This is a genomic window from Methanolobus sp. (assembly GCF_030682845.1).
In the GTDB taxonomy this organism is placed as follows: domain Archaea; phylum Halobacteriota; class Methanosarcinia; order Methanosarcinales; family Methanosarcinaceae; genus Methanolobus.
In genome coordinates this window covers 1-8,880 of record NZ_JAUXNK010000102.1, presented here as the reverse complement: position 1 = coordinate 8,880, position 8,880 = coordinate 1, and the positions used below count along the sequence as shown (strand labels likewise).

Below are 8,880 nucleotides of genomic sequence, written 5' to 3'. Positions count from 1 at the left end.
CAACCCCATCCATCATCGCTTGCAGGTCAAACTCCACATAGGCAGCGCGGGTTAGGGATACATTGTCACGCAGGATTCGAAGCTTGAGGCCATTGGAAAGGATACCCCAGAGGTGATCCTCACTACGGTTTAGAAACTCCTGCATCAGAGAATGGGGAGAAAGTTTGGTTTCTCCTTTGGCTATGGGATTACGTTTATCCAGATCCCATTTGAAGCTGACCAGATGAATGGCAACTGGTTCGGATGCCTTGTGACTGATGGGATAGGTTTTGTCCTCAATCTCGATAGATTTCTGGGTTTGGAGTCTGCCATAACCAAGCTCTTGAAAGAGAGGCAATAGCCAGCGTTCGCGGGTCTCGGTGGTGCCAATAGCTTCTTCAGGTAATTGATTGAGAATTTCCCGATATGTCTGCCAGACACCGATAAGACGATTCCAGGAGCGTGTGGCAGCTTCGTTCAGGCGTTCGCTAGGACTCAAGTGATAATCTGTTGACTTTAGACCTTCCAGAGTTGCGTCACCACTGACAATCCTCTGGAGCAGTTCGGCAGGGAGGATGGCACCTTCGGTGCGGATGGTATTGAAAATACTACTACGTTTAGACATTAGCACCTCCCACTGGGAGATAGACATAGATGCCAAGCACATCAGGAGGCAATTCTGGTTTGATGTCGGGTTTTTGTGAACGTTTAAACAGGACAGCATCGCGCACTCGGAGGTGAGAAGCAAGTAGTTCGGCGGAACGCTTTTGGGCAAAGCCGTTAATAATCGGTTGAAGTGATGCATAGTTATCAATTACCCGTTCGATCTGGGCTTGAGCTTGCTGGGGTAGGACATTTTCTGAGGGCATGGCACCCAGCAGAGCTTTGGCATCATGTTCTGTAAGCCAGACAGGCGCTTCAGGTGAGCCTGTAAAAGCCACAATCTGGGAGTCCTCCACCAAGCTACGATAAATTTTATCTTCATAAGGCTGATTGATATGGAAACGGTACCTAAGTAGTAAAAGGGTTGTTCTGCGCTCTACTGATGCGGTACGAATGACTCCTGCACGACTGGCGACACAATGGGTATTTTCGCTATCCAAAGCAGTGCTCATCACCAAATCTGCCAAGCCTTCTACTATGGGATGGGTGCGGGAGAGATAGATTTCCTTTTCCTGAACTGGCAGATCAAAGCTGACCGTTATTTTATCTGGAAGATAGCCACAGGTTTCTTTGACCAAGGTGGGAACGGGATTCAGGTCTATCTGATACGTGCTCTTGACTTCTCTTATAACAGCATGGTAGCGGGTGAACGTCTGTTTTACGAAATCTTTGATGTTCATCTGAGAACCGATGGAATCCCTGATGGCATCGAGCTCTGCCTTGATCTCATCGACTCTGGACGCAAGACCCATCTGGGAAAACATAGTCTGGCTCCGTTTTTCCTTGTCTTTGGCATTTTCCCAGGCATCATGCAGCTTCTTTTTGTCATCTTTGAAGAACTCGTCGAACCCGGTAATCATGAGCTGGTCACCTCTTCCTGACTGTTCCCTCAGCAGAAGTCCTTCAAAGATCGCTTCCACCACAGCTTCGGTATCGGCAGGAACAGGTACGGAGATGCCGAGTGAAGATTTGATCTGCTTGTGCTTACGGAGCAGTACGTCCAGGACGATGCCATCGATCTGGTTATCCATCCCGTAATAGGTGAGCATGCGAACTGTTGGGTGGGGCTGACCAAAACGATCCACTCGCCCTTCCCGCTGTTCGTGACGAGTGGGGTTCCAACTGAGGTCATAGTGGATAACAGCATCAAAATGATCCTGGAGGTTGATACCCTCAGATAGACAATCGGTGCAAACCAAGATACGAGAGGGAAATACTGAGAGTTCGCTTACCCGCCCTTCCCGCTCCTCGGGAGGCAGCAGCCCGGTGATAGACATTATCTGAACTGATTTGGGCAGGCGCAGTCTAAGTTGCTCTGCCAGGTACTCGGCTGTCTGGATAAAACGGCAGAAGATGATGGGGCTGAAGCCATCTTTGAGCAGGTCTTTTAGTGGTTTTAACAGCCCAAGCATTTTGGTATCGTGATCTCCATACAAGGCTGCTGCTTCCCTTGCCATAGCCAGCAGTTTTCTGCGGCTGAGAGTGTTTTCGTCGGCTTCAGTAAAGGAATCACTTCCGGGCAGGATGTCGCTGGCATCGGTGCTATCATGATCATCAATATCCATTATCAGGCGTCTGCCCAATTCATCCGCTTCAGGGACTGTCTCGGTTTCCAGGGTGGCACTGCGATTGCGCATCGTGGCAGCCGCTGCAGCAGGACTGGAAGCTAGGGCACGCAGAAGAGCCAGGGCAGACCACCAGCGCACTCTTTGCCGATGTTGGCTGCCGGCTTTGTCACAGACGATCTCCCGGGCATAATCCAGAGCTTTGTTAAACAAATCACGATAAGGTTCAGAGAGATTATAGTGGAGTTCCTTACACTCCGGGGTAGGGAATACAGTCTTTTCCTTGAGGTAGTTTTCGATATCGATCCTGCGTCTTTGGATAAAATACTGAGCTATCGTCCGGCGACGTTGCTCGTTCTGTGCTCCGGTCAAGTCTGTTGGGAATTCTGAAATCTCTTTATTCAAGATGGTCAAGAGTGAGCGGAAAGCGTTTTCATTGCCGGAATGAGGTGTTGCAGTTACCAATAGCATGTGGCGATTGGGGCTTTGGCTGAGCTTTCTTACCAGATCATGGCGATAGTGTCGGCTGCTGTTTCCAGACTCATCATAGCTGACTGTATGAGCTTCATCCACGATGATCAGTTCCGGTGCAGTACGCAGAAATTCAGCTTTGTGGCGGTCACTTTTGATATAGTCTATGGATACCACTGTATAGGGATAAACCTCAAAAATAGACTCATTTGCACGGCAATTGCGCTCCAATCTGCGAACTGTGCTACCCAGTACCAATTCTGCATCAATGTGAAACTTTGTGCTCAGTTCAGATTGCCACTGTTCGGCAAGATGAGGAGGACAGAGCACACATAGCCTGGTGATTTCGCCCCTGTCCAAGAGCTCACGAGCTATCAGGCAAGCTTCGATGGTTTTACCTATACCCACATCATCGGCAATCAACAGACGCACAGGATCGAGTTTTAGAGCCATCATCAGGGGAACTAACTGGTAGGGACGGGGATCAACTGCCAATCTGCCAAAGCATCTGAACGGTCCTGCACTATTGCGAAATCCTAATCTGAGAGCATTCCGGAGTAATCTGCAGGATTGGAAATCTCCCAGTTGGGAAGGGTCGGGTAGATTGAAAGATGCTGGTTTTACGGCTTCTAAAGCCGTTAGAATGCCAGTTATCTCATCATCGCTTCCGCCAAGAGGCTTGACGATAAGCAGTTCATCTGTTGAATCGGGTAAAACGATCCATTCTCTACCGCGAGTACTCACGAGGGAGCCAATACTAAAACTCATTTGAATGCTCCGAAGATATTTTCATTAGATGCTAAAATCTCTCTCCAATCGCTGTCATATCTAAATCTGATAACATGCCAGCCAGTATCTTCAAGGTCATTTGTAATTTTTCTGTCTTTAGCTTGCTGATCTGGTGAATCATGCACGGGACCATCAATGAAGACTGCAACGTATTTGTCTTTATAGAGATAATCCGGTTGGGTATGGCAGGATTCTATAAGTTCCTGCGCATGAGTAGGCAGGTTATAGCCATTGTTGTAAATATAGTCGAGCCATTTTACTTCCAGAATGGAACCATTTAGATTCTTTAATCTCTCATAGTGTTCCACCCGAGAAAACTCACTGGAAGAGCGAGACAAGTCTGAGCTGAGCAGACTGATCAGTATATCAATTATCGCCTTACGATCAAGCAATTCATGATCGGTCTGGTTCGAATAGCTCATCAGGCAATCGTAGCATGCAGCTTCACATGGTTCTTTCGCTTGAGGTGCTTTTAACAGGTCTTCAAACGAGATGGGATCATAGTGGCAGAGTTCTATCGCTTCTTTGATGACGCGTTTAAAGCCAGCAACGTCTATAACCCGCTTCAGTACCCCAGCTCCACCTTCAGTAGACTCATAGAAAAGGATAGATTTTCTATTGTCTCTCGATGGTAACGATTCAGCTGAAAGCTCGTTATCTTCCAATTCAAATACTCTCTGGATGGCATTCTTTAAGGCTGCCTGTAAAGAGGCGAGAATTGTGTCGCTCACACTAAGCTGAGGCTCAAATAAGAGGCAATTCTTGGTGTCACTCACAAAGGGACGAACCAGAATCTTCGATTTACCCATAGGTGAATCATCATCGCCATCTTCGTCCTGTCTCTTTGCCCAATAACCTCGCTCCGTATCCAGCCAGAACCCTTCAGGTTCACCACTTACACGTTTTCTATACCCCATGTTTATGCGCCAGATCATGGCAGAATCACCATATGTCAGGGTTCCCAGACATTCATCACCACGCATGATTTTGGCACTTATACAGGACAAGCGTCCTGATCGTACGGCATAACGAATGGTAGTGCGGATATCGAAACCAAGTTTCAAACGCTCTTCTTCATCGCAGTTAATCTGATCCCTGCGTTTGGCTACCACGTTTTGGAGCCTGAACAGGTTAGGAATCGGAGCATCTAATTGGCTGCCACAGTGTTCGCATACGTTGCACTGAGAGATGTAATCCTTGGTTCCATCAGTATGTAAATATCCGCATTGTGGGCAGAGCTTTGCTTCGCTGGTTGTAACATTGTTCTGGTCATCCTGAGCAGGCATGATAACTTGGTGAATGATGTATCGGGAACCTTCATGATAGACAAAAGACCGAGGTCCGAATTCGGTAATGGCTAAGAAGCGGGGTCTGGATAGATACTCATCTTTACCGCTTCTCAATCTTCTACCAGGAATAAAGGCAGATAGTGGCAGCCTGGGGAAATTGTATCCGGGGAGAAATCCCTCACTGGCAAAATAACGATAGCTATAGAAATCTGATTGAATGGCACCACTTGAAGATGTAAGTAGTTCCAGCTGTGATTCAGCTTCTCTCCTGAGCCGTTTAGCCTGGTCTTTGTCCGACTGCTTCCGGGAAACATCGAGGATTATCTTATTCTGCACTTCCTGTTGACGTAGAGCGGCTTTATATAAGCCTCGCCAGCGCTCACATGATTGCTGAAACTGCATGGGAAGCTGGTTCAGGATATCATTCAACCAGTCTGGAGTGTACCAGACAGATGTTTTGATATTATCTTCAATTGAGCTTATGATTCGTGTAGCTCTGGTTAAGGCTCTTTGCCGGATAGAAAAATCTAGTAGAACTTTCTGAATGTCAGGTAAGAGTTCAAGCGTAGGTGGCTGACCGGAGATATCAATCACTTCAGTTAGAGTATTACCTAGCTTCATCTTGGCTTCAGATAGCCAAATTGCATTGATATGCGAGTGCAGCATATCCTCATTAGCCAAATCAATCTGAGGGGTTGCAACCGACCCTGAGACCATGTTGACAGGACGTTTAAAGAAATACTGATCATGTGGACTTCCCGTAGAGCAATACGTAAATACCAATGCAGGTTGACCGCTTCTACCTGCACGTCCACTGCGTTGAGCATAGTTCGCAGGAGTAGGTGGAACATTGCGCATATTAACCACATTCAAGAGTGATATATCTATACCTAATTCCATAGTAGGGGAGCAGTATAAAATGGGCAGTTTAGCTTCCCGGAAGTCATCTTCTCTGCGTTCCCGTTCGTCATAAGACACTTGAGCTGTATGCTCCTTAGAGTATAAACCCCGGGTTGATGCTGCTATGAATTGGTAGAATTCCTTAAAGTACTGGTTTACAGGTTGCCCTTCTAAAGAAAGTGATGTTTGACGAATGGGATCATATGCTCCTTTGGAACCATCCCCTGCCTTCCAGACCATCGAATCAGCAACTAATTGATATCCGGGCACGTCATCTGCCTTGTTGTCTTTCACTTTTTCGATGATTCCATAGGTAATCAGACCGTCCAGCAGGTTCTCAATAATCTGCCGTGTATCATCTAATGTAAGTTTCTGATCGTAGCTACTGATAGTATTATTTCGCCTGAGATACTGTCCAAAACCGCTTCTGGTCGAAAGATATGTGTCTCCGCCATAATCTCCGGGTCTCCGTGAACGTGGATAAAGCACCGAAGCATGAGTTAATTGCTTGGTCTGCTCATTCTCATCAAAGCCCCAGGGGGGTACAAGTCGCTGTTGGCTGTGCTGTAGTATCCGTTCCTGTTCTTGCTGGTCGAGGTAAGATACTTTGATGGCAAGTTCTCTTCTCATCCAATCAAGCATGGCTTTCAGGATATTTGTCCTGGTTTCCTTATCTGCATTGGCAATAGCAGGATGACAGCTTGCCCATTGATCAGTATCGCCTGCTAACTCATCGATAGAAAGATATTCAATTTCCAAGAGCCCTGTTTGTTCAAGATTTGGCGCAGTAACCCTCCATCCTCTTTTCAAATCACGATACAGATGATATCCCAGGACGTTTCTCAGAGCTCGTTCAGTCTCAATCTTGGCAACACCCTTACTGGCATCTGGATTCGAAGCATACTCATCAAAAGGTAAGCCCAAACTTTCAAAGACCAACTGGGGAAGCTCACTATGCCTGACACCTTCAATGCCCTTACCCGCCAAAGCATGATACACAGCTCCTCTAAGTAATCCAACCTGGACAAAATCATTAAAATGACCTGATTGCAGCGATGCATCCTGCCTATTATCGGTAAAGCTCAAGAGTTTACGAGCTTCAGGAGGTAATTCCATATTACGGATATGCCTAACAGCAGATAGGGATAAAATGGTGGTGGCAGTGCTTCTACCTTCTGTGCCCAGGGCAGATAGCTTGGCAAAGTCGCTTCTTTGATTGGCAGCATAAGAGACCATACAATTGGGACAATACCGAAATGGAGCTTCAAGGAATAGCATCTGTCTGCCTGAGTTTCTAATATGCCCATCCGGTGTAACAAGCACTGGTTTTGGCAGATACTCTCTCCGATTGTACAAGATCTTTCCATCTTGGTCTTTCCATTCCTCTGGTACTTTATCTGCGTTTTCTGCTGCATTGTCAGACCATTTATCATCATCATTTACGTAGAGAAATCCTGCTTCCTGCTCCTCATCAAAGACTCGTTCATTCAGTTCCCTGGGGGCGAACCGCCAAGCTTCCTTCTCCTCATCGAAGACCTTGGTGACCGTATAATACTCCTGTCCACAGTGACGGCAAAACGCCATGGGAAGCAGTATCTTATCTTTATTGCTATTGGGAACGAACAATTGTCTCTGGACTGTAAGGTGCCTAATGTCATTCTCATCGAGAGATGCATAAACAGTATCCCCTCTACTGATGAACTGGTGCAGTTTAAAGGCAAAGACGGGGAATCCGTTACTCGGATTAATGGTTTTAAAACCTAACATGAGGGCATGCTGGATCGCAGTTTTACAGGTTGATATATCAATACCGGTGAGCATACTAAGATTTTCAGCACCGCCATCATTGCCGGAGATACACTTTGCCGAAGATCGGTACAACCTTCCTGAAACCGGATCAGTCTCTACTCCAAAGGTAGTCTCAATCCATGAGAAAAACGCATCTTGTATGATATCATCTATGTTTGCATCATCTGACTTAAGGGAGTTGTCTATAGAATCCCTGAGCTTAGAGATAACTGAAGGGCTATCAAAATCGAACTCTTGGGTCAAGCGTTGAAGCGACTCTCCGATCACGTTTTCCGGCTCAACCTTGCTCCCGAAGAGTAGTGAGGCGACTCTGGAGATCTCACGGTTTTGCTCCAAGCGATCACCTGTACTGGATAGGGTGGCTGAGGTTCCCACACAGATCACTTTCTCAGCCTTTGTGGCATCTATTGTCCTTCTGATCAGCATTGCCACATCAGCACCTTGACGACCACGGTAGGTGTGCAGTTCGTCCATGACTAAGAACTTGAGGTTTTTGCAGGCATTAACCAGAGGGGTCTCGTTTGGTCTGGTCAGGATAAGCTCTAGCATAACGTAATTGGTCAATAGTATATCTGGTGGGTTAGAACAAATTTCCTGCTTCGCCTGTTCCGATTCTTGGCCAGTGTATCGCTTGAAAGTAACGGGTTTTGTATCGGAGCTAAAACCCCAATTAACGAATTTACTCAGTTCTTTTTCCTGACTATTTGCCAGAGCATTCATGGGGTAGACAATAATGGCTTTGATGCCTTTCCCGCTGCTCGTCTTTAGAATGTGATTCACTATGGGAATGATGTATGCTAAGCTCTTTCCTGAGCCGGTACCTGTGGTAAGTATGTAGTTGAGCCCTTGGGCAGCTCGCTTGATCGCCTCTGTCTGATGCCGATGTAACTGCATTTGTTTACCAAAATCAGTTTCCTCTTTCTTGATTCGGAAAACTTGCTTGCATAACGGATGCAGGATATTAGACTTGATCAATTCTTCAATGGATTCACCAGACTCGAAAAACGGGCCTAACTGAATAAGTGGATCGGGCCAGAGTAAACCATCTTTCAACTCATTGGCGACCATTTCTTTGATTGCATCATCTTTGATTGTGATAAAGCCCTTAACGAAAGAGCAGTAATCAGCAATCAGCTTTTCTCTAAGCTCGAAAACATTCATCGGTAAACCCTCCCATTGGTACTACAACCGGATAATAATCGTAAGGATGCTGTTAGTATCTCCAGAAACACAGTCATTGCGAATCGTCTTTTGTTTGTTTGCGGCTTGCTCCACCAGCCTTGACCCATGCATCAATCTCAGAAATCTTGAATTTGAATAAACGCCCCATCCGATGAACCGGCATTTCGTGTGTTTCAACCCACCGATAAACCGTGTCACTGCTCACGCCCATGTATGAGCATATCTCTTTTACC

Annotated in this window: 4 protein-coding genes; all 4 read right to left on the bottom strand. The window is 46.4% G+C overall.

From position 1 onward, the window contains the following. On the bottom strand, window positions 1–604 hold a 604-nt coding region (locus Q8J68_RS13775; RefSeq protein ID WP_305312088.1), incomplete at its 3' end, for a hypothetical protein. Beyond that, window positions 597–3,446: a helicase-related protein gene (locus Q8J68_RS13770; protein WP_305312087.1), complete on the bottom strand. Its 2,850-nt coding sequence runs from the start codon at window positions 3,444–3,446 to the stop codon at window positions 597–599. The genes Q8J68_RS13770 and Q8J68_RS13775, both read right to left, overlap by 8 nt. Next, on the bottom strand, window positions 3,443–8,626 hold the full coding sequence (locus Q8J68_RS13765; protein ID WP_305312086.1) for a DEAD/DEAH box helicase: 5,184 nt from the start codon (window positions 8,624–8,626) through the stop codon (window positions 3,443–3,445). Before Q8J68_RS13765 ends, Q8J68_RS13770 begins: the two co-directional genes overlap by 4 nt. A 73-nt stretch (window positions 8,627–8,699) precedes the next feature. Beyond that, the coding region (locus tag Q8J68_RS13760) for a helix-turn-helix domain-containing protein (RefSeq protein WP_305312085.1) at window positions 8,700–8,880 on the bottom strand (181 nt) is incomplete at its 5' end.